At 60.3% G+C, this 18910-nt stretch carries 16 protein-coding genes; 9 read left to right on the top strand and 7 right to left on the bottom strand.

Going from position 1 to position 18910, the window contains the following annotated elements:
* Positions 1–11 precede the first annotated feature (11 nt).
* Complete coding sequence (locus ACYZTY_RS18325) at positions 12–968, bottom strand: nucleoside-specific channel-forming protein Tsx (protein WP_461954894.1); 957 nt, start codon at positions 966–968, stop codon at positions 12–14.
* Between the two features lie 409 nt (positions 969–1377).
* On the opposite strand from ACYZTY_RS18325, the gene selD reads away from it, so the two are divergent.
* The gene (gene selD / locus ACYZTY_RS18320) at positions 1378–2412 is read left to right on the top strand and encodes a selenide, water dikinase SelD (RefSeq protein WP_131059893.1); all 1035 of its coding nucleotides are present in this window, start codon (positions 1378–1380) and stop codon (positions 2410–2412) included.
* Positions 2412–3515: a tRNA 2-selenouridine(34) synthase MnmH gene (gene mnmH, locus ACYZTY_RS18315; RefSeq protein ID WP_461954893.1), complete on the top strand. Its 1104-nt coding sequence runs from the start codon at positions 2412–2414 to the stop codon at positions 3513–3515. Before selD ends, mnmH begins: the two co-directional genes overlap by 1 nt.
* A 143-nt stretch (positions 3516–3658) precedes the next feature.
* On the opposite strand, the gene ACYZTY_RS18310 is transcribed toward mnmH, so the two are convergent.
* Positions 3659–4333, bottom strand: a complete 675-nt coding sequence (locus ACYZTY_RS18310; protein ID WP_131059895.1) for a histidine phosphatase family protein — start codon at positions 4331–4333, stop codon at positions 3659–3661.
* A gap of 373 nt (positions 4334–4706) precedes the next feature.
* On the opposite strand from ACYZTY_RS18310, the gene ACYZTY_RS18305 reads away from it, so the two are divergent.
* From ACYZTY_RS18305 to hemB, 3 genes are all read left to right on the top strand, one after another.
* Complete coding sequence (locus ACYZTY_RS18305; protein WP_461954892.1) at positions 4707–5405, top strand: glutathione binding-like protein; 699 nt, start codon at positions 4707–4709, stop codon at positions 5403–5405.
* Between the two features lie 33 nt (positions 5406–5438).
* Complete coding sequence (locus tag ACYZTY_RS18300; RefSeq protein ID WP_461954891.1) at positions 5439–6281, top strand: PhzF family phenazine biosynthesis protein; 843 nt, start codon at positions 5439–5441, stop codon at positions 6279–6281.
* Positions 6282–6516: 235 nt separating this feature from the next.
* On the top strand, positions 6517–7491 hold the full coding sequence (gene hemB, locus ACYZTY_RS18295; protein WP_461954890.1) for a porphobilinogen synthase: 975 nt from the start codon (positions 6517–6519) through the stop codon (positions 7489–7491).
* 124 nt (positions 7492–7615) lie between these two features.
* Here the strand turns inward: hemB and ACYZTY_RS18290 are convergent, their stop codons facing one another.
* Together ACYZTY_RS18290 and ACYZTY_RS18285 are read right to left on the bottom strand one after the other, a co-directional pair.
* Positions 7616–9151: an FAD-dependent oxidoreductase gene (locus ACYZTY_RS18290; protein ID WP_461954889.1), complete on the bottom strand. Its 1536-nt coding sequence runs from the start codon at positions 9149–9151 to the stop codon at positions 7616–7618.
* A 126-nt stretch (positions 9152–9277) separates the two neighbouring features.
* Complete coding sequence (locus tag ACYZTY_RS18285; protein ID WP_461954888.1) at positions 9278–11500, bottom strand: TonB-dependent receptor; 2223 nt, start codon at positions 11498–11500, stop codon at positions 9278–9280.
* Positions 11501–11883: 383 nt separating this feature from the next.
* Between ACYZTY_RS18285 and ACYZTY_RS18280 the strand changes: the two genes are divergently transcribed.
* Positions 11884–12975, top strand: coding sequence for a DUF1615 domain-containing protein (locus ACYZTY_RS18280; protein ID WP_461954887.1), 1092 nt, complete (start codon positions 11884–11886; stop codon positions 12973–12975).
* 200 nt (positions 12976–13175) lie between these two features.
* On the opposite strand, the gene ACYZTY_RS18275 is transcribed toward ACYZTY_RS18280, so the two are convergent.
* Positions 13176–13538 carry a hypothetical protein gene (locus tag ACYZTY_RS18275; protein WP_461954886.1) on the bottom strand — a complete coding sequence of 121 codons (363 nt, stop codon included), beginning with the start codon at positions 13536–13538 and terminating at the stop codon, positions 13176–13178.
* A 225-nt stretch (positions 13539–13763) separates the two neighbouring features.
* On the opposite strand from ACYZTY_RS18275, the gene ACYZTY_RS18270 reads away from it, so the two are divergent.
* Positions 13764–14384, top strand: coding sequence for a cysteine hydrolase family protein (locus tag ACYZTY_RS18270; protein WP_461954885.1), 621 nt, complete (start codon positions 13764–13766; stop codon positions 14382–14384).
* Between the two features lie 95 nt (positions 14385–14479).
* Complete coding sequence (locus tag ACYZTY_RS18265; protein ID WP_461954884.1) at positions 14480–15103, top strand: glutathione S-transferase N-terminal domain-containing protein; 624 nt, start codon at positions 14480–14482, stop codon at positions 15101–15103.
* 212 nt (positions 15104–15315) lie between these two features.
* Here the strand turns inward: ACYZTY_RS18265 and ACYZTY_RS18260 are convergent, their stop codons facing one another.
* Positions 15316–15756, bottom strand: a complete 441-nt coding sequence (locus tag ACYZTY_RS18260; RefSeq protein ID WP_461954883.1) for a CBS domain-containing protein — start codon at positions 15754–15756, stop codon at positions 15316–15318.
* A gap of 343 nt (positions 15757–16099) precedes the next feature.
* Between ACYZTY_RS18260 and ACYZTY_RS18255 the strand changes: the two genes are divergently transcribed.
* A complete protein-coding gene (locus ACYZTY_RS18255) occupies positions 16100–18460 on the top strand; it encodes a DNA polymerase II (protein WP_461954882.1) in 2361 nt (786 codons plus the stop codon).
* Here ACYZTY_RS18255 and ACYZTY_RS18250 read toward each other — a convergent pair.
* A complete protein-coding gene (locus tag ACYZTY_RS18250; protein ID WP_461954881.1) occupies positions 18425–18895 on the bottom strand; it encodes a DUF1810 domain-containing protein in 471 nt (156 codons plus the stop codon). The genes ACYZTY_RS18255 and ACYZTY_RS18250 overlap by 36 nt on opposite strands.
* Positions 18896–18910 lie beyond the last annotated feature (15 nt).

The raw sequence follows: 18910 nt of genomic DNA, 5'->3' as shown, positions 1-18910 counted from the left end.
TCAAACATGCTTTAAAACTGATAACCGATGCCGGCGTAGTAACCCCAGCCATTGGAACGGGCGCGGAAGTTGCCGTCGCCGAAATTCAACTCGCTGCCATCCTCCCAGTTGCCGCCGTTGTGGAAGTAACGGCCGACCAATGTGAAACGCAAGTGGGTGAACGAGTACAGCAACACGTTGGTGGCGACGGTGGCGTTGGCGGTGCGGGCCGGGTTCTCCTTGTGCAGGTCCGAGCCGAAATCGAAGTTGGTGAAGCCGATGTAGGTCAGTGATGCGCCGTTCTGGAAGCTGCTGATCGGCACGATGTATTTGAGCTGGGCACGGTATCCGTCCCACGAATACTCGTTGCTGGCGCCGTAGTTTTCCCACTGATAACGGCCGTAGAAGTTTGCCGACAAGTTGACTCGCGAGTGGGTGTCAATGTCGGTGCCCAGGCCGCTGTACAGCGTATTGGCGCGGTTGGCGCTGTTGCTGCCGTGGTCGTAGATCCAGTCGAACGCCACGTACCACTCTTTGAACGGCCCGATGGCCAGGCTGCGTCCGGCCAGATAGTCGATGGAGATCCGTGGTTCGTGTTCCATGAACACGGGAGAGCCGTGGTCCCACACGCCTTTGTCATGACTGTTGCCGATGTCGAAGATCTTCGGAATGTCGATGTAGCCGTACAGCTCGAACGGCCCCTTGCGCCCGAAGTACTCGTATTCCAGGTAAATATCGTCGGCCGGTTGCGGGCCAAAACTGATGTCTTTGCTGCCGATGACGGTCAGGTCCTGGTTGAACCAGTCCGACAGGTACGCGCCTTTTTTCGGCGGGCTGGCTTCGGGGCTGAGGGTTTCGCCCTGGGCGGATTCTTCGGCGGGGGCCGATTGCGCTAAAACGGTGCTGCTGAGTAATCCTGTAACGCTGGCCAGCAGCAAGGAAACAGCAACAGTGCGCGAGCAAGTCACGCGGCTGGACGTGCGGTGCATTAAAAGTCCCTTTTCGTGCGAATCAAAAGCCCGATTCTTCGGGCTTGCGCGGTTATGTCGAGAAAACGTCGGTATTGGCGACTAGCAAACGTTTGCACATCGCGTACCAATTATTTCAATTCCATGAAAAATCGACAAAATCCGGATTTTTATTGTCGTTTCGGTCAGGTGCGTGAGCTAACGCTTTTGTAGCAGCTGCCGAGCAGCGCGAGGCTGCGTTCGGCTGCGAAGCAGTCGTCAATTCAGTTACTGCGGTCTATCAGGTAAACCGCGTGCGCAGGATTTACGACTGCTTCGCAGCCGAACGCAGCCTCGCAGGCTCGGCAGCTGCTACACGGTGTGTGTTACGCCTTACATTGGTCGCCAATGCTAGACTCGCCCCCATTGTCTTTACGAGGTATTTCCCCCCATGAGCGAGCCGATTCGTCTGACCCAATACAGCCACGGTGCAGGGTGCGGCTGCAAGATTTCGCCCCAGGTGCTGGAGGTGATTCTGGCCGGCAGTGGCGCGCAGAACCTCGACCCCAAACTCTGGGTGGGTAACGCCTCGCGCGATGACGCGGCGGTGTACGCGATCGACGAAGAGCGCGGCGTGGTGTCGACCACCGACTTCTTTATGCCAATCGTCGACGACCCGTTCGATTTCGGCCGCATCGCCGCCACCAATGCGATCAGCGATATCTACGCCATGGGCGGTGATCCGTTGATGGCGATTGCGATCCTTGGCTGGCCGGTGAACGTGCTTGCCCCGGAGATTGCCCGGGAAGTGATTCGCGGCGGACGGTCGGTGTGTGACGAGGCGGGCATTCCGTTGGCCGGTGGGCATTCCATCGACGCGCCGGAGCCGATCTTCGGCCTGGCGGTGACCGGGCTGGTGGAAAAACGCCATATGAAGCGCAACGACACCGCCACCGCCGGCTGCCTGCTTTACCTCACCAAACCACTGGGCATCGGCATCCTCACCACCGCCGAGAAGAAGGGCAAGTTGCGCACGGCCGACATCGGCCTGGCCCGCGACTGGATGTGCACTCTGAACAAACCCGGCAGCCGCTTCGGCAAGCTCGACGGCGTGACGGCGATGACCGACGTCACCGGTTTCGGCTTGCTGGGGCACCTGGTGGAAATGGCCGATGGCAGCAATGTGACCGCGCGGATCGAATACAACCGTGTGCCGCGTCTGCCGGGTGTTGAGTACTACCTCGATCAGGGCTGCGTGCCGGGCGGCACCTTGCGCAATTTCGACAGCTACGCCAGCAAGGTCGGGCGCGTGCAGGAACTGCATAAACGGGTGCTGTGTGATCCGCAAACCAGTGGTGGCCTGCTGGTTGCGGTCACGCCCGAAGGCAACGAGCAGTTCCTCAAAGTGGCCGCCGAACTGGGCCTGGCCCTTGAGCCAATCGGCGAACTGGTCGAGCGACAGACCAACGCGGTCGAGGTGTTTTGATGTCAATCGACTTCACCGATTACCGCGACATCTTTCTCAACGACCGGCCGATGATGGACGCCCGCGCGCCGGTCGAATTCCACAAAGGGGCTTTCCCCAGTGTGGTCAATTTGCCGCTGATGAATGACCACGAGCGGCAACGGGTCGGCACCTGTTACAAGCAACACGGCCAGCAAGCGGCAATTACGCTGGGGCATCAATTGGTGTCCGGCGAGATCAAGGCCGAACGCATCCAGGCCTGGGCCGATTTTGCCAGGGCGCATCCTGATGGTTATTTGTATTGTTTTCGCGGCGGCTTGCGTTCGCAGATCGTCCAGCAGTGGCTCAAGGACGAGGCCGGCATTGACTATCCGCGCGTCGGTGGCGGCTACAAGGCCATGCGCAGCTTCTTGCTCGACACGGTCGATCAGGCCGTTGCCCAGTGCGATTTCGTGTTGCTGGGCGGCATGACCGGCACCGGCAAGACCGAGGTGCTCACGCAGCTACACAACGGTCTGGACCTTGAAGGTCACGCCAATCATCGCGGTTCCAGCTTCGGCAAACGTGCCACTGGCCAACCTTCCAATATCGACTTTGAAAACCGCCTGGCGGTGGACGTGCTGAAGAAGCGCGCCCATGGCATCGAGCAGTTTGTGCTGGAAGACGAGAGCCGCGCGATCGGCAGTTGCGCGTTGCCGCTGCCGCTCTATCAGGGCATGCAGCAGTTTCCGATGGTCTGGCTGGAAGACAGCCTGGAAGGACGGGTCGAACGGATCTTGCGCGATTACGTCGTGGACTTGTGTGCCGAGTTCATCAACGTGCATGGCAATGAGGGTTTTGCGCTGTTTTCCGAGCGTTTGCTGGAGAGCTTGAACAACGTACAGAAACGTCTGGGCGGTGAACGGCACCGGCGAATGTTGATCTTGATGGAGGACGCGCTGGCGGAGCAGGCGAGCAGCGGGGCGGTGGATTTACACCGAGGCTGGATCGAAGGGTTGCTGCGAGAGTATTACGATCCGATGTATGCGTTTCAGCGGGAAAAGAAGGGGGCGCGGATTGAGTTTGCGGGGGAGAAGGGTGCGGTTCTTGAGTACCTGCGTGAGCGGCAGATCAGCCGGCAGTAATGTGTTGGTTTTTCTGGCCCCATCGCGAGCAGGCTCACTCCCACATTAGATCTTCAGTGCGACACAGATCCAGTGTAGGAGCGAGCCTGCTCGCGATGAGGCCCTGACAGACACCATAAACCTTGATACCTGCAAGGTTTTCATTATGTCGGACACGTCTCCCGCCCATTATCCAGCCCTTGCTTATAACTGTGGCTCACCAGACTCGCCTTGCCGTTATGCCAGGTCAGGGTGAGCACAAACAGCGAGTCGTAATCGCTGGACTCCCAGTCTTCGGTGATCTTCTGTTTCTTGCCAACCGCATCTCCCGCGACCTTGTTGATCAGCTCAGGCAGGTATCCGTGGGACCAGGCCGTGTAGATGACCGAGTTGTGATACTTGTCGTGGAGCAATTCATCCGCCAGGTCGCTGGTGTCGTTGGCCGAAAAGTTGATGTTCACCGGCAAACCGAGCTTGATGGCGCTGGGGCTGATGGTCATCAGGGGACGGATGTAGCTGTAGGAATTGTCCAGTTCGCCTTCCTCGACATTACGCGTCGGGTTGGCGGCAAATACGTAATTGGCCTTGCCGAATTTTTCCGGCAGCAAAGTGGCCAGATCGATGGCGCGGTTCAGGCCCTGGCAGTTGAGCTGACCCAGGCCGCCTTCGGGTTTTTCCGCGTGACGCAGGAAGACCAGGGTCTGGGTGCCGTCGGCCGGTTGGGCGCGGCTTTCGCTGGACTCCAGCGACAAAAACAACGCGCTTGCCGCCAGCAGGGAGGGCAGGACGACATACGCGCGTTGCTTGAAGTGATTGACGAGTTTCAAAAGGTTCATCATTTGAATAGGTGATCTTCAGCGCATTCGGTTAAGGCTGACAAACCTTTACACCGCGAGCTCCCAGCATCGGGTGTTTTCCATGTCGTTGGGCCGGTCCGTTTCCGAAAGGGCACAGCTCAGAGTCCTCTGAAGCCCATTTGGTTCGATTCCGGCGAGTGCGCCGCAATGTACCGGTAACCTTGCATGGGTTGCAGCAGAGGTTATCGACAGCATGTTGCGGATTTATGGACACGGTACACGGGGAGGCGCCGGCGATAGACTGGAATCGTTTGATCTTGCTCATCAGCCAGATTGATAGCATCAAAAGATCTCAACCATTCGGCGGTGATCCTGGATTATGCTCAACCCCTTTCCTTGTCCATGGATGCTTGCGATGACCGATCTGTCTGCGTTCCCGATCACTCAAAAATGGCCGGCCCAATACCCTGAGTGGATCCAGCTGTACTCCTTGCCGACCCCCAACGGCGTCAAGGTTTCGATCATGCTGGAAGAGACCGGGCTGCCCTACGAGGCTCATCGCGTCGGCTTCGACACCAACGATCAGATGTCCCCCGCGTTTCTGTCGCTGAACCCCAACAACAAGATCCCGGCGATCCTCGACCCCCACGGTCCCGATGACAAACCCCTGCCGTTGTTCGAATCAGGGGCAATCCTGATTTACCTCGCCGACAAGAGTGGCCAGTTGCTGGCGCAGGAATCGGCGGCGCGTTACGAGACGATCCAGTGGTTGATGTTCCAGATGGGCGGCATCGGGCCGATGTTTGGCCAGCTCGGTTTCTTTAACAAATTCGCCGGCAAGGACTACGAGGACAAGCGTCCGCGCGATCGTTACGTCGACGAAAGCAAACGCCTGCTGAAAGTGCTGGATGGGCGACTGGAAGGGCGCGACTGGATCATGGGCGAACGCTACACCATCGCCGACATCGCGACGTTCCCGTGGGTGCGCAACCTGATCGGCTTCTATGAAGCGGGCGATCTGGTGGGCATCAAGGATTTCCCCAACGTCACTCGCGTGCTGGAGCGCTTTCTGGCGCGGCCGGCGGTGATCCGCGGGCTGGAAATTCCCAAGTAAACCTCTTCGATTTCATCAAGACCAAGGCAGGCAATGAGTTCATTCGATTTCAAGCAAGTGGATGTCTTCAGCCGGGTTGCGCTCAAGGGCAATCCGTTGGCGGTCGTGTTCGGCGCAGACAAACTCAGTGATGAACGCATGGCAGCGTTCGCGACCTGGACCAACCTCAGCGAAACCACGTTCATCCTCGAACCGCGCGACCCACGCGCGGACTATCGGGTACGGATCTTCACCACCCTCAACGAGTTGCCGTTCGCCGGTCACCCGACGCTGGGCACCTGCCACGCATGGCTTGAGGCCGGTGGCGTGCCCAAGGGCGAGGAGATCATTCAGGAGTGCGGCGTCGGTCTGGTACGGGTCCGCAGGCAAGGTGCGGAGCTGGCCTTTCTCGCGCCGCCGCTGATCAAGACAGGGCCGCTGGAAGCCGAGGTGGTCGAGCGCGTGCGTCGCGGATTGCGCTTGGAGCCTGGAGCGATTGTCCGGGCCCAGTGGGTCGATAACGGTGCCGGCTGGCTGGCGGTGATGGTCGAGGACCGCCGGCAGGTGCTGGATTTGCAACCGGATCATTCACAGATGCTTGGCCTGGCCGTGGGTGTGATCGCGCCGTGGCACCCTGAGCGTGATGGCGATGACGCGCAATTTGAAGTGCGCGCGTTCATCTCCGGCGACGGCATGCCGGAAGACCCTGCCACCGGAAGCCTGAACGCCGGGATCGCGCAGTGGTTGCTCGCCGAAGGTCTGGCGCCGGCGTCTTACGTGGTCAGCCAGGGCCTGACCATGGGCCGCGCCGGGCGCATTCAGGTGGAGCAGGTGGGGGATGAAATCTGGATTGGCGGTGCTGTGGTGACCTGCATAAGCGGCACCCTGAACATCTAAACCTGTAGGAGTGAGCCTGCTCGCGATAGCGGTGTGTCAGTCAATACATGTATCGACTGACACACCGCTATCGCGAGCAGGCTCACTCCCACAGGGTTTTGTGGTGGATGCGGGGGATTATTGCTACCTCGGTAACGCAGTCTTGAGCGATCGAGGTTTGTGCCCCGCGCCTTTCAGGGCATAAGCTTCGCCCCCTACGACTTTCGTCTCGTCCTCCGCTTTTCAGGACCCCCTCATGTCCAGTCAGTTCCCCGAAGCACGTCCACGCCGTCTGCGCCGCAATGCGAGCCTGCGCAGCCTGTTCCAGGAAACCGAGTTCAGCTTGAACGACCTGGTGCTGCCGATTTTCGTCGAGGAAGAAATCGACGACTTCGTGCCGATCAAGAGCATGCCGGGCGTGATGCGCATTCCGGAGTCGAAACTGGCCGGTGAGATTGAGCGCTACGCCCGGGCCGGGATCAAGTCGGTGATGACGTTCGGCGTGTCCCATCATCTGGACAGCAGCGGCAGCGACACCTGGAGCGACAACGGCCTGGTGTCGCGCATGTCGCGCATTGCCAAGGATGCGGTGCCGGACATGATCGTGATGTCCGACACCTGCTTCTGCGAATACACCGATCACGGCCATTGTGGCGTAATGCACAACCACGAAGTCGACAACGACCAGACCCTGATCAACCTCGGCAAACAGGCCGTGGCGGCGGCCCGGGCGGGTGCTGATGTGATTGCCCCGTCAGCCGCCATGGACGGGCAGGTCCAGGCCATTCGCCGGGCGCTCGACGAAGCCGGTTTCACCCAGACCGCGATCATGGCGTATTCGACCAAATTCGCTTCCGCGCTTTACGGCCCTTTCCGCGAAGCTGGCGGCAGCGCGCTCAAAGGCGACCGCAAAAGCTACCAGATGAACCCGATGAACCGCCGCGAAGCGGTGCGCGAATCACTGATGGACGAGCAGGAGGGCGCCGACGCGCTGATGGTCAAGCCGGCCGGCGCGTACCTGGACATCATCCGCGACATCCGCGAGGTTTCACGTTTGCCGCTGTCGGCGTATCAGGTCAGCGGCGAGTACGCGATGATCAAATTCGCCGCGCAGGCCGGGGCGATTGATGAGGATCGCGTGGTGCGCGAAAGCCTTGGCGCGATCAAGCGGGCGGGGGCGGATCTGATCTTCACTTACTTCGCGATGGACCTGGCCTTGGCCGGGATCTAACAAACACCACAGAACCCCTGTGGGAGTGAGCCTGCTCGCGATAGCGGTGACACATTCAACATCAATGTGACTGACAGACCGCCATCGCGAGCAGGCTCGCTCCTACAGTTGATTTGTGGGGTTCTCAGGGGCTGCCGAAAAACGGCCGAATCCCATGCTCCTTGAAGTACCGCTCGATCACCTTGGGATCGGCCGAGTTGTCGGCAATCGCCACATACGTATCCGGTCGCAACAGATAAAAGCCGCTATGCACCAATCCCGCCGCTTCAAACGCCGGCCGCCAATCGAATACGTGCAACGGCAGGTGATGCTCAATGCACCAGGCGATCATTTCGTCGCTGGTGTCGCCATACACATGTACCTGCCAGGACAGACACTTCAGCGATTCGAAATTGTCTCCCTCACCGTCGTGAGCCCAGGGTAGGCGGTCGCCGCCATGAACGTGCCCCGCGACACCGGTGCTCAATTCTGTCCAACGATAGTTGAGGGTGATTTGCGACACGGTACGAAACAGAAACTCGCGGGACGCCTCGAACGAGGCCATTTTGGGGATCAGGAAAGGCGCCAGTCGGGTGCGTAGCAAATCGGCCATGCGCCCTTCGGCGGTGGCGAAGCTGAACACTCGGTCGGTGGTGGCCACCAGCTTGCGGGCAAAGGCGATGCGTTCGGTTTCGTACGTGTCGAGCAGCGTGGCCGTGGCGCCGCCGCTCAAGACCGCCGCCAGTTTCCAGGCCAGGTTGATGGCATCGCCGATCCCGGTGTTCATGCCCTGGCCACCCGCCGGGCTGTGGACATGCGCGGCATCGCCCAATAGAAACGCGCGACCGCTGCGAAAGTGATCCGCCACGCGGTGATGCACGCGATACGTCGAGAACCAGTTCACCTGATCAATCTGCACCTTCAGATGTTCGATGGCCTGGCTGCTGACGTCGGCAAACCCGAGGGTTTCAGCACGGTCGGCGCGCTCGTCGCGCACGGTGCCGATCAAGCGGGCGCGGCCTTCACCGGCTAACGGAAACACGGCGAGAAAGTCCGCTTCATCGAGGTCCAGGTGCAGTTCGCCGTTGAACGTCGGCCCGCGCGCCTGCACGTCGGCCACATAGAAAATCTGCTGGTAGGTGCCACCGGGAAAACCGGTGTCCAGGGTCTTGCGCACGACTGACCGAGCCCCGTCGCAACCGGCCAGGTAACATGCCTGGCAGATTTCCTGCTGGCCATCGGGCAAGCGCAGCCTTGCGCTGATGCCATCGCCGGTTTCCTCAAAGCCTTCCAGTTCGGTGTTGCGTTCGACCTTGATGCCGAACCCTTCGAGGCGTTCTATCAGCAGCTGTTCGTGTTCGTCTTGAGGAAATATCTCGAGGAACGCGTAAGGCGTCAGCCCCTCGCCGATGCGGGTCAACGGCAAGCGCGCCACGGGCTCGCCCTTGACCCAGAAATTCGCTGCGGCCACCCGATGACCTTTCTTCACCACGGCATCGCTGAGGTCGAGTTGGCGGTAAAGCTCCAGCGTCCGCGCCTGGACGGCCAGCGCCCGCGACGTGGTGCCGGGGGCCGACGTCTTGTCGATAATCCGTACCCGAATCCCCAGTTTGCTCAGCCACAGCGCCAGTACCAGCCCGGTCGGGCCAGCGCCGACGATCAGTACGTCGCTACGGTTCATGGGCCTTTCCTCCTCGGTGTGTGGCTCAAGTATGGTCCAGCCCGGGGATATGAAAAGGCTGGCCGCCCAACGGAAAAAGGCCCCGCAACCGTGAAGTTGCAGGGCCTTTTCGTTAAGCACCGGTGATCAGAAGTCGATGGTGCCGGACAACTTCGCCACCCGTGGCTCGCCCTGGGTCAGGTAACCGCCCAGTGCCGATTCCCAGTATTTTTCGTTGGTCAGGTTGTCGACGCCCAGACGCACGGTCACATCCTTTTGCGAGACTTTGAAGGCATAACGGGCGCCGGCATCGAAGCGGTTCCAGGTCGGCAGGCTGAGGTTGTTTGCGGCGTCGGCGTATTGACCGCCGGTGCGCAGCATCCGTGCATCCAGCGCGACCCCTTGCAGGCCCGGTACATCCCAATCCACGCCGGCGTTGAACTGGAAGGTCGGCACGCCGATGGCGCGATTGCCGTCGTTCAGACCGCCTGCGGTTTTCTTCAGTTCGGTGTCCATCACGGTCAGGCCGCTGATCAGGCGCAGGCCTTCGATCGGCTCGCCGAAGACGTTCAGCTCGACGCCTTTGTTGACCTGTTCGCCTTCACGCACAAAGACTGCTGTGGTGGCATCGACGACTTGAGTAAAACCGTCGGCCGGTTGCTCGATCCGGTACACACCGAGGCTGGCGCCGTAGGTGCCCATGTCGACTTTCACACCCGCTTCGATTTGCTTCGAACGCGCTGGAGCGAAGGCTTCATTGCCATTGATGACCACACGACCACCCGCCGATGTTGGCGCCGTCGGGCCTTTCGCCAGGCCTTCGATGCGGTTGGCGTAGAGCGACACGTGGTCCCACGGTTTGAACACGATGCCGTAGACCGGCGTGGTGATCGATTCGTCATAGGACGAAGTGCGGCTGCCGGAACCGTAGTCGGCATAGCCATAGCCTTGAACCACCATCTGCTGGCGACGCACGCCAACGGTCAGCAGCAGGCGATCATCGAAGAAGCCCAGGGTGTCGGACACCGCGCCGCTGCGCACGAAGGTTTTGCCGGTGATGCCCGGGTCGTGCAGGTCGCCGCCGTCGAAACCGCCCTGTGGCGCGGGCGTTTCAACCGGGTGGTAGATGTTGTTCGGGTAGCGGGTCAGGTCGAAGTCGAAGGCGCTGCGCTGCTCGGTCCAGATCCCGGCCAGGCCGAAGTTCAGTTTGTGGCTGACAGGGCCCGTCTGGAAGCGCCCGTTCAGGCCCGCCATGACGCTTTTGTTGTCTTCGTCATGGGGAATGAACGAGCCGGTGGTGGTGGCGGTGCCGTCGTTGCCCACGAGGGTGGTCGAATTGTAGCGGCCGGTTTCACGGGTGTGCTTGGCGCCGCCAGCGGCGTAGGCAGTCCAGTTGTCGTTCAGGTCGTATTCGGCGCGCAGCATGCCGAAGGTGTCTTCGATCTCGGTGAAGCCCCATTTCGGCGCGTAGTTGGTGTCGGCCGAAGGCGCGTCCGGGATGTGCGTCGCGGTGCCGAGGAACACCGAGTTGCGGCCACCGTTGATGCGTTGCTTCTGGTACGCGAAATCGCCGGAGAGGCGCAGCGCGTCGCCGCGATAATCCAGGCCGATCGCGAACAGTTTGGAGCGCTGGTTCTCGTCGTCGACGGCGGTGTCGCCTTCGCGCTGGGCGAGGTTGATCCGGGCGCCGAAGCGGTTGTCTTCGCCGAAACGCTGGCCGATGTCCAGGTGCTCGCCGACCCGACCGTCATTGCTGATGTCGGTGGTAAAGCGGCGCAACGGCACGTCGCCAGCGCGCTTGGGTTGCAGGTTCACGCCGCCACCAATGCCGGAGCCGGTCGGGGTCACGCCGTTGATGAACGCGTTCGGGCCTTTGAACACTTCGACGCGTTCCAGCGCATCGGTGGAAATGATCTGCCGCGGCAGTACGCCGTACAGGCCGTTATAGGAAATGTCATCGCCGTTGAGCGGCAGGCCGCGAATCACGAACACCTGCGCCTGGTTGGCAAAACCGGTGGCCTGGCGCACCGATGAATCGTTGAGCAGCACGTCGCCGACGGTTTCGGCTTGCTGATCCTGAATCAGCTGCTCGGTGTAGGACGACACGCTGAACGGCACGTCCATGATGTCCTGATTACCCAACACACCCAATTGCCCGCCGCGCGCCACTTGGCCGCCGGCAAACACCGGGGGCAGGGCAGAAGGGGATGGGGCCTGGGCGTTGATGTTGACCTCGTCCAGCACCAGCGACTTGCCTTCATTTTCGGGGGCGGTGGCCGGCGTTGCGGCGTAGGCAGTCACGGACAGGGAGCAAAACAAGGCGAGGAATGTCGGGCGAAAAGGGGCGCCGAGTCGGGCTGGAGTGGTCATGTTTCATTCCTGACGGCACGCCGCCGGTGAGAAAAAAGAAAGTGACGGCGCGGGAACTCCTTGCACAAATGCGACTCCAGGCGCGAATGATAGGCTTTCTCAGTAACGGTGTGCAATCAGTTTGTCATTACACAGGATGAGGCGGGACCTGTAGCAGCTGTCGAGCAGCGCGAGGCTGCGTTCGGCTGCGAAGCAGTCGTCCATGCAAGCACTGCGGTTTATCAGGTAAACCGCGTACGCAGGATTGGCGACTGCTGCGCAGCCGAACGCAGCCTCGCAGGCTCGACAGCTGCTACGGAACGGGGCGTTTCCGCCGCAGTCATAGCCTGCGCCATGCCATTGATCGTATGGTTAACCCGGTTCAGCAGATTTGATGGAGCACCATGCAAGCCAATCGATTGATCATGAGTGTCGCGGCATTGCTGGTTCTGGCCGGTTGCGGCTCCCAGCGCACTCAGGAGTTGCCGGCCCGCAAACCCGCCGAGGTCAAGGCTGAGATCGTGCGCCTGTTGCCAGCCAAAACCGTTGACCGCCAAGGCTGGGCGACGGACATTTACGCCGCATTTGCCGCGCAGAACATCTATCCCTCCACGCAAAACCTGTGTTCGGTACTTGCGGTCACGGAGCAGGAGTCGACCTTCCAGGTCGACCCACCCGTGCCGGGCCTGGGCAAGATCGCCCGTGAAGAGATCGACCGTCGTGCCGCCAAAGTCCACATCCCCAGCCTGCTGGTGAGCGGTGCACTGCAGGTCAGTTCATCCAACGGTAAAAGCTACAGCGACCGGTTGAATGCGGCGCGCAGCGAAAAAGAACTCAGCGCGATTTTCGATGACTTCATCGGCATTGTGCCCATGGGGCGGACCTTGTTTGGAGGGCTCAACCCAGTGCACACCGGTGGGCCGATGCAGGTCAGCATCGACTTCGCCGAGCAACAGGCGCGGGATTATCCGTATCCGGTAAACGGCTCGATCCGTCGTGAGGTGTTCAGCCGTCGTGGCGGCATGTACTTCGGCATCGCCCACTTGCTCGGGTACCCGGTGAGCTACAAACAGCCGCTGTATCGCTTCGCCGATTTCAACGCCGGCTGGTACGCCAGCCGCAATGCGGCGTTTCAGAACGCGGTAAGTCGTGTTTCAGGCATTCCGTTGGCGCTGGACGGTGATCTGGTCCGCTATGACGCGATCATGCCGGGCACCACGGAGTTGGCGGTGCGCACCCTTGGCAAGCAACTGGGCATGCGCAACACGACCATTCGGGATCAACTGGAGGAGGGCAAAAACCTCCAGTTCGAGGACACCCAGCTCTATTCGCGGGTGTTTGACCTGGCCGACCAGGCGGAAGGTCGTCGGTTGCCTCGGGCGGTGTTGCCGGGGATCGTGCTGCAAAGCCCGAAAATCACCCGCAAACTCACGACAGCGTGGTTCGCCAAGCGGGTCGATGAGCGTTATCAGCGATGCATGGCCAAGGGGAATTGAAGATCAAAAGAACGCAGCCTCGTTTCACTCGACAGCTGCTACAAAGGCTTTGCATTCCCCTGTAGCAGCTGTCGAGTGAAACGAGGCTGCGTTCTTGGCGCATTAAAAGACACCGCATGAGTTTCCGATGATTGCAGGCGTAAAAAAACCCGGCTGATAAGGCCGGGTCTTTCATTGAGTACCGCGGTAAAACCATTCATTTATACAGCGCGGCTTTCGATCAGACGATCCGAACCACCTTCAGCGACGCGGTTTTCGATCAGACGATCCGAACCACCTTCAGCGACGCGATTCTCGATCAGACGATCCGAACCACCTTCAGCGACGCGGTTCTCGATCAGACGATCCGAACCACCTTCAGCGACGCGGTTTTCGATCAGACGATCCGAACCACCTTCGGCAACGCGATTCTCGATCAGACGATCCGAACCACCCTCAGCCACACGACTTTCAATCAGACGATCCGAGCCGCCTTCAGCGACAACCGGGTGAGCAGAGGTAGCGGCGAAAGCGTTAACTGCAAAGACCGAGAAAGCGATGCTGAGAAGGATTTGGCGTTTCATGAGGGTGTGCTCCGGGGTGTAGTTGTTTGGTATGGAGCCGATCTTACGCCGCGGATTTTTTATGAGAACTTCATTGAGGTGATGGTAAACATCGACGGCAATGATAGGTAGAACGATGCACCCCACGTGGGCGTGATGGTTCAGTCGTCGGATGGCCACGGTCGGGGCGATCGACGCTTCTACACTGGTTAGCTGGTGCGTGCCTTTGCCCTTGAGGAGTCGATCATGAATGCCAGTTCCTATGTTCCCGCCCACACCGGCCTGCTGTTGGTGGATCCTTACAACGACTTCCTCAGCGAGGGCGGCAAACTCCACGGCCAGGCTCAACCGGTGGCTGACAGCGTCGGCACGCTGGCCAACCTGAAGACCGTGGTGGCGGCCATTCGCAAGGCCGGCATCCAGGTTTTCTACGTTCCGCATCACCGCGCCGAACCCGATGAGCTGGCACGCTGGAAACACCCCAGCCCCTATCAACAAGGCGCCAGCCATGCGCAGGTGTTTGCTGCTGGAACCTGGGGCGGGGAATGGCACCCGGACTTCCTGCCCGAGGCCGGTGACGTGATCGTCAAGGAACACTGGGGTGGCAGCGGTTTCGCCAACACCGATCTGGACTACCTGCTCAAACAACACGGGATCGACAAGGTCGTGGTGGTGGGGATGCTCGCCAATACCTGCATCGAAAGCACCTCCAGGTTCGCCGCCGAACTGGGTTATCACGTCACGCTGGTGCGCGACGCCACGGCGGCTTTCAGTGCAGAGGCGATGCACGCTGCGCATGAGATCAACGGGCCGACCTATGCCCACTCGATTGTCACGACGGCAGAGCTGATCGCAGCACTGGGTTAGGGCGCTCAGCATCGCGATATTTGCAGTGGCACGGAACGAGGCCGGCAAGCGGCGCCTCTACTGACTATATTCTTGTCTCGCCAGGGGGGCGCATCATGTATCAGCTCTACGGACACCAGAACTCCGGCGCCGCAGCGATAGAGGCCGCACTCGAGCTCTGTGAAATCCCTTATCGCTTCATCGACGTTGAATCGTCTCCCGAGGCCGCCACAGCCCTGGAGAAGCTCAACCCGCTCAAGCAAATTCCCACGCTGCAACTGCCCGACGGCAGCATTCTGACCGAGAGCGCGGCGATCCTGATCCATCTGGGGTTTGCGTTTCCTGAGTCGAACTTGCTGTCGAGCACGCCCGCCGAGCGCGATCAGGCCATTCGCGGCCTGGTGTACATCGTCAGCAATTGCTACACGGCCATCGGCATCATCGATTACCCCGAGCGCTGGTTGATCAACGCGGATGCGGCGTCCATGGAAAACCTCATGGCCGGCGCCCGCCGACGGTTGCACTGGAGTTGGGAGGTGTTTGCCGATCAGTTCTCGGGCGAGTTGTATCTGGACGACGAGACACCCGGCGCACTGGATGTGCTGGCAGCGGTAGTGACTCGGTGGGCGGGCAGTCGCGAGCATCTGCGCAATGCCCGACCGGGTTTTTACGCATGGCTGACGCGAATCGACCACCACCCCACATTGGCCCCGGTCTTCGCCCGGCATTGGCCAACCTGAAGAACACCCCCCATCTAAATGTGGGAGCGGCTGTGGCGAGGGGATTTAGCGAACCGTCGCACCGCCCCGTTGGGCTGCGAAGCGGCCCCGAATCGAAAACTGCGGTGCATCAGATACACCGCGAACAATGGTTTTACGACTGCTTCGCAGCCGAACGGGGATAAATCCCCTCGCCACAGCCGCTCCCACAGGGGATATGTGTTGCGTCGGAATCAATCGCCGCGAATGTACTGCTCCAACTGGCGAATCAACTCAGCCTGTTCGGCGATCGCTTCCTTGACCAGGTCGCCGATCGACAGCAAACCGATCAACTGCCCGTTTTCCACCACCGGCAAGTGCCGCAGGCGTTTGTCGGACATGATGCCCATGCAGGTTTCGACGGTTTGATGGGTATCCACGGTAATGACCGGCGACACCATGATGTCTTCGACCGGCGTACCGACCGAGGAGCGGCCCTTGAGCACGAGTTTGCGTGCGTAATCACGTTCGCTGATGATGCCGACGACCTCGCCATTCTTCACGACCGGCAAGGCGCCGACGTTTTTCGCGGCCATGACCATCAACGCTTCCAGCACCATTTGATGAGGCGCGATGATGTGGACTTCATGATTCTGTTCAGCCTTTAACTTCAGCAGTTGGGCGACGGTTTTCATGGCAATTTCTCAGGTGTTGTCGTTGTTATTGAAGAATCGTAGACCCGGGCGCTGAGGGCAAGGCGCAAAGCGGCAGATAACGCTCAAAAAACGTCATTGGGCGGTTTTTCTTCCGAAAACCAGGAGTATTCCACAGTTATCCACTGATCCAGAGGCTCACTCAATCCCTGTAGGAGCGAGCCTGCTCGCGATAGCGGATTCACAGCCAACATCATTGTTGAATGTTAAACCGCTATCGCGAGCAGGCTCACTCCTACAGGGAATGCATCCACCTTGCGGTGAGGGCTATCCCCCGCAATGACGCGTAGAATTGCCGCCTGAATCAAATCTTGAGGTTGCAGTGGTGGATTTACAGCAGGGTTTCGTCCTGACCCGGCATTGGCGCGACACCCCGGCCGGTACCCAAGTCGAGTTCTGGCTGGCGACCGACACCGGTCCCCAGCGTATCCGTCTGCCTCATCAACCGTCGGTGGCGTTCATCCCGGCGGCCCAGCGCGAGCAAGCCGATGCTGTTTTGCGCGGCGAAAAAAATGTCGAACTAAAGCCCTTGGCCCTTCAGGATTTCGAGCACCGCCCGGTGCTCGGTCTGTATTGCCAGCAACACGGTCAGTTGATGCGCCTGGAAACAGCGCTACGCAAATCAGGCGTCGAAATGTTCGAAGCCGACGTGCGCCCGCCGGAACGCTACATGATGGAGCGCTTCATCACTGCGCCCGTCCTGTTCGGCGGCACGCCAGGTGCCGAAGGCCTGCTGCTCGACGCACAAATGAAACCGGCCCCCGACTACCGGCCCAACCTCAGACTGGTCTCGCTGGACATCGAAACCACCGCTCAGGGCGAGTTGTATTCCATCGCCCTGGAAGGCTGCGGCGAGCGCCAGGTCTATATGCTTGGCCCGCCGAATGGCGACGACAGCGAGGTGGATTTCCAGCTCGAATACTGCGACTCCAGAACCGTGCTGCTGAAAAAGCTCAACGAATGGTTCGCCCGCCATGACCCCGACGCGATCATCGGCTGGAACGTCGTGCAGTTCGACCTGCGCGTGTTGCATCAACACGCCCGGCAGCTGGGCGTCCCGCTGAAACTGGGGCGTGGCGGCGAAGAAATGCAGTGGCGCGAACACGGCAGCCGCAACCATTACTTCGCCTCCGCCGCCGGCCGGTTGATCATCGACGGCATCGAATCCCTGCGCTCGGCGACCTGGAGCTTCCCCTCATTCAGCCTGGAAAACGTCGCGCAAACCTTGCTCGGCGAGGGCAAGGCGATCAGCACGCCGTACCAGCGCATGGACGAAATCAACCGCATGTTCGCCGAGGACAAACCGGCGCTCGCCAAGTACAACCTCAAGGACTGCGAACTGGTGACGCGGATTTTCGCCAAAACCGAACTGCTGACCTTCCTGCTGGAACGCGCCAGCGTCACCGGTTTGCCGGCAGACCGCAGCGGCGGTTCGGTGGCCGCGTTCACGCACCTTTACATGCCGCTGATGCACCGCCAGGGCTTCGTGGCGCCGAACCTTGGGAACAAGCCCGCGCAGGCCAGCCCCGGCGGTTTTGTCATGGACTCGCAACCGGGTCTGTACGAATCGGTGCTGGTGCTCGACTACAAAAGTCTCTATCCGTCGATTATCCGCACCTTCCTGATCGACCCGGTCGGGCTGATCGAAGGCTTGCAGCATCCCGACGACAGCGAGTCCGTGCCGGGTTTCCGTGGCGCGCGTTTTTCCAGGACCCGGCATTGCCTGCCGGCGATCGTCGCCCGGGTTGCCGAAGGCCGCGAGACCGCCAAGCGCGAACACAATGCGCCGCTGTCACAAGCGCTGAAAATCATCATGAATGCCTTCTATGGCGTGCTCGGTTCCAGCGGCTGTCGCTTCTTCGATACGCGCCTGGCCTCGTCCATTACCTTGCGCGGCCACGAGATCATGCTGCGCACCCGGCAGTTGATCGAAGCCCAGGGGCACACGGTGATTTACGGCGACACCGACTCGACGTTCGTCTGGCTCCGTCGCGCCCACGGCCAGGAAGAAGCCGCGCAAATCGGCCGCGCGCTGGTGGACCACGTCAACCAGTGGTGGCGCGAGCATGTGCAGCAGGAATACGGGCTGAAAAGCGCCCTGGAATTGCAGTTCGAGACTCACTACAAACGCTTTCTGATGCCGACCATTCGCGGTGCCGAGGAGGGCAGCAAGAAGCGTTACGCCGGGCTGGTCACCCGCGCCGATGGCAGCGACGAAATGGTCTACAAGGGCCTCGAAACCGTGCGCACCGACTGGTCGCCGCTGGCCCGGCAATTTCAGCAGGAGCTGTACTCGCGGATTTTCCATCGCAAGCCGTATCAGGATTACGTGCGCGACTACGTGCGCAAAACCCTGGCCGGTGAGTTCGATGATCGCCTGATCTACCGCAAGCGCCTGCGCCGTACCCTTGATGACTATGAACGCAACGTGCCGCCCCATGTCCGTGCGGCGCGGATCGCCGATGAATACAACGACCAGCAGGGCCGCCCCCGGCAGTATCAGAACGGTGGCTGGATCAGCTACGTGATCAGCGTCGCCGGGCCCGAGCCGCTGGAGATTCGTAGTGCGCCCATCGACTACGACCATTACGTCACCCGGCAACTACAGCCGGTGGCGGATGCGATTCTGCCCTTCGTGGACGACGACTTCTCAACCTTGATTGGTGGGCAACTGGGCCTGTTTTGAGTCCAGCAACACCAGCGTCCAGTCATCCAGGATGCCGTGGAAGTACTGATCCAGTGCCTGATTGAAGAGGTTATCTGCGGGGGCCACCTGGGCGAACAACGTCATGGAGGAGTGAAACTTGAGATCGTCGGGATGGCCGAATATGCCTGCAATCGAGCGCTGTTCGATGTTCAGCACCAGTTGCGTGCAGGTGCGCAAGCGAGAACCCAGTAGCGGATGATTCAGATAAGCCAGGGCTTCCTCGACGGAGCGAATGGCAAAGTGTCGGGACATCTCGCTCCCGCCCAACCCGGCGAACTGCGGGAAGATGAACCACATCCAGTGACTGCGTTTGTGGCCAGCGCGCAGTTCTTCTTGAACCCGGTTGTACACAGGGTCTTGAGCCTGGATAAAACGCGGCAAATTAAAGGCGTCGAGCTGATCAGTGCTTCTCATGCAGAAGCCCTCTGA

It is taken from the genome of Pseudomonas sp. LB1P83 (genome assembly GCF_054897885.1).
The sequence above is the reverse complement of the archived record's forward strand: the minus strand, read 5'-3'. Positions and strand labels throughout refer to the sequence as shown.

Coding starts and splice junctions, on each gene's coding strand:
- ACYZTY_RS18305 (WP_461954892.1), top strand. CDS start 4,707: ATGACCGATCTGTCTGCGTTCCCGATCACTCAAAAATGGCCGGCCCAA.
- ACYZTY_RS18265 (WP_461954884.1), top strand. CDS start 14,480: ATGTATCAGCTCTACGGACACCAGAACTCCGGCGCCGCAGCGATAGAG.
- ACYZTY_RS18300 (WP_461954891.1), top strand. CDS start 5,439: ATGAGTTCATTCGATTTCAAGCAAGTGGATGTCTTCAGCCGGGTTGCG.
- selD (WP_131059893.1), top strand. CDS start 1,378: ATGAGCGAGCCGATTCGTCTGACCCAATACAGCCACGGTGCAGGGTGC.
- ACYZTY_RS18280 (WP_461954887.1), top strand. CDS start 11,884: ATGCAAGCCAATCGATTGATCATGAGTGTCGCGGCATTGCTGGTTCTG.
- ACYZTY_RS18290 (WP_461954889.1), bottom strand. CDS start 9,151: ATGAACCGTAGCGACGTACTGATCGTCGGCGCTGGCCCGACCGGGCTG.
- ACYZTY_RS18270 (WP_461954885.1), top strand. CDS start 13,764: ATGAATGCCAGTTCCTATGTTCCCGCCCACACCGGCCTGCTGTTGGTG.
- ACYZTY_RS18325 (WP_461954894.1), bottom strand. CDS start 968: ATGCACCGCACGTCCAGCCGCGTGACTTGCTCGCGCACTGTTGCTGTT.
- ACYZTY_RS18260 (WP_461954883.1), bottom strand. CDS start 15,756: ATGAAAACCGTCGCCCAACTGCTGAAGTTAAAGGCTGAACAGAATCAT.
- ACYZTY_RS18310 (WP_131059895.1), bottom strand. CDS start 4,333: ATGATGAACCTTTTGAAACTCGTCAATCACTTCAAGCAACGCGCGTAT.
- ACYZTY_RS18250 (WP_461954881.1), bottom strand. CDS start 18,895: ATGAGAAGCACTGATCAGCTCGACGCCTTTAATTTGCCGCGTTTTATC.
- hemB (WP_461954890.1), top strand. CDS start 6,517: ATGTCCAGTCAGTTCCCCGAAGCACGTCCACGCCGTCTGCGCCGCAAT.
- ACYZTY_RS18285 (WP_461954888.1), bottom strand. CDS start 11,500: ATGACCACTCCAGCCCGACTCGGCGCCCCTTTTCGCCCGACATTCCTC.
- ACYZTY_RS18275 (WP_461954886.1), bottom strand. CDS start 13,538: ATGAAACGCCAAATCCTTCTCAGCATCGCTTTCTCGGTCTTTGCAGTT.
- mnmH (WP_461954893.1), top strand. CDS start 2,412: ATGTCAATCGACTTCACCGATTACCGCGACATCTTTCTCAACGACCGG.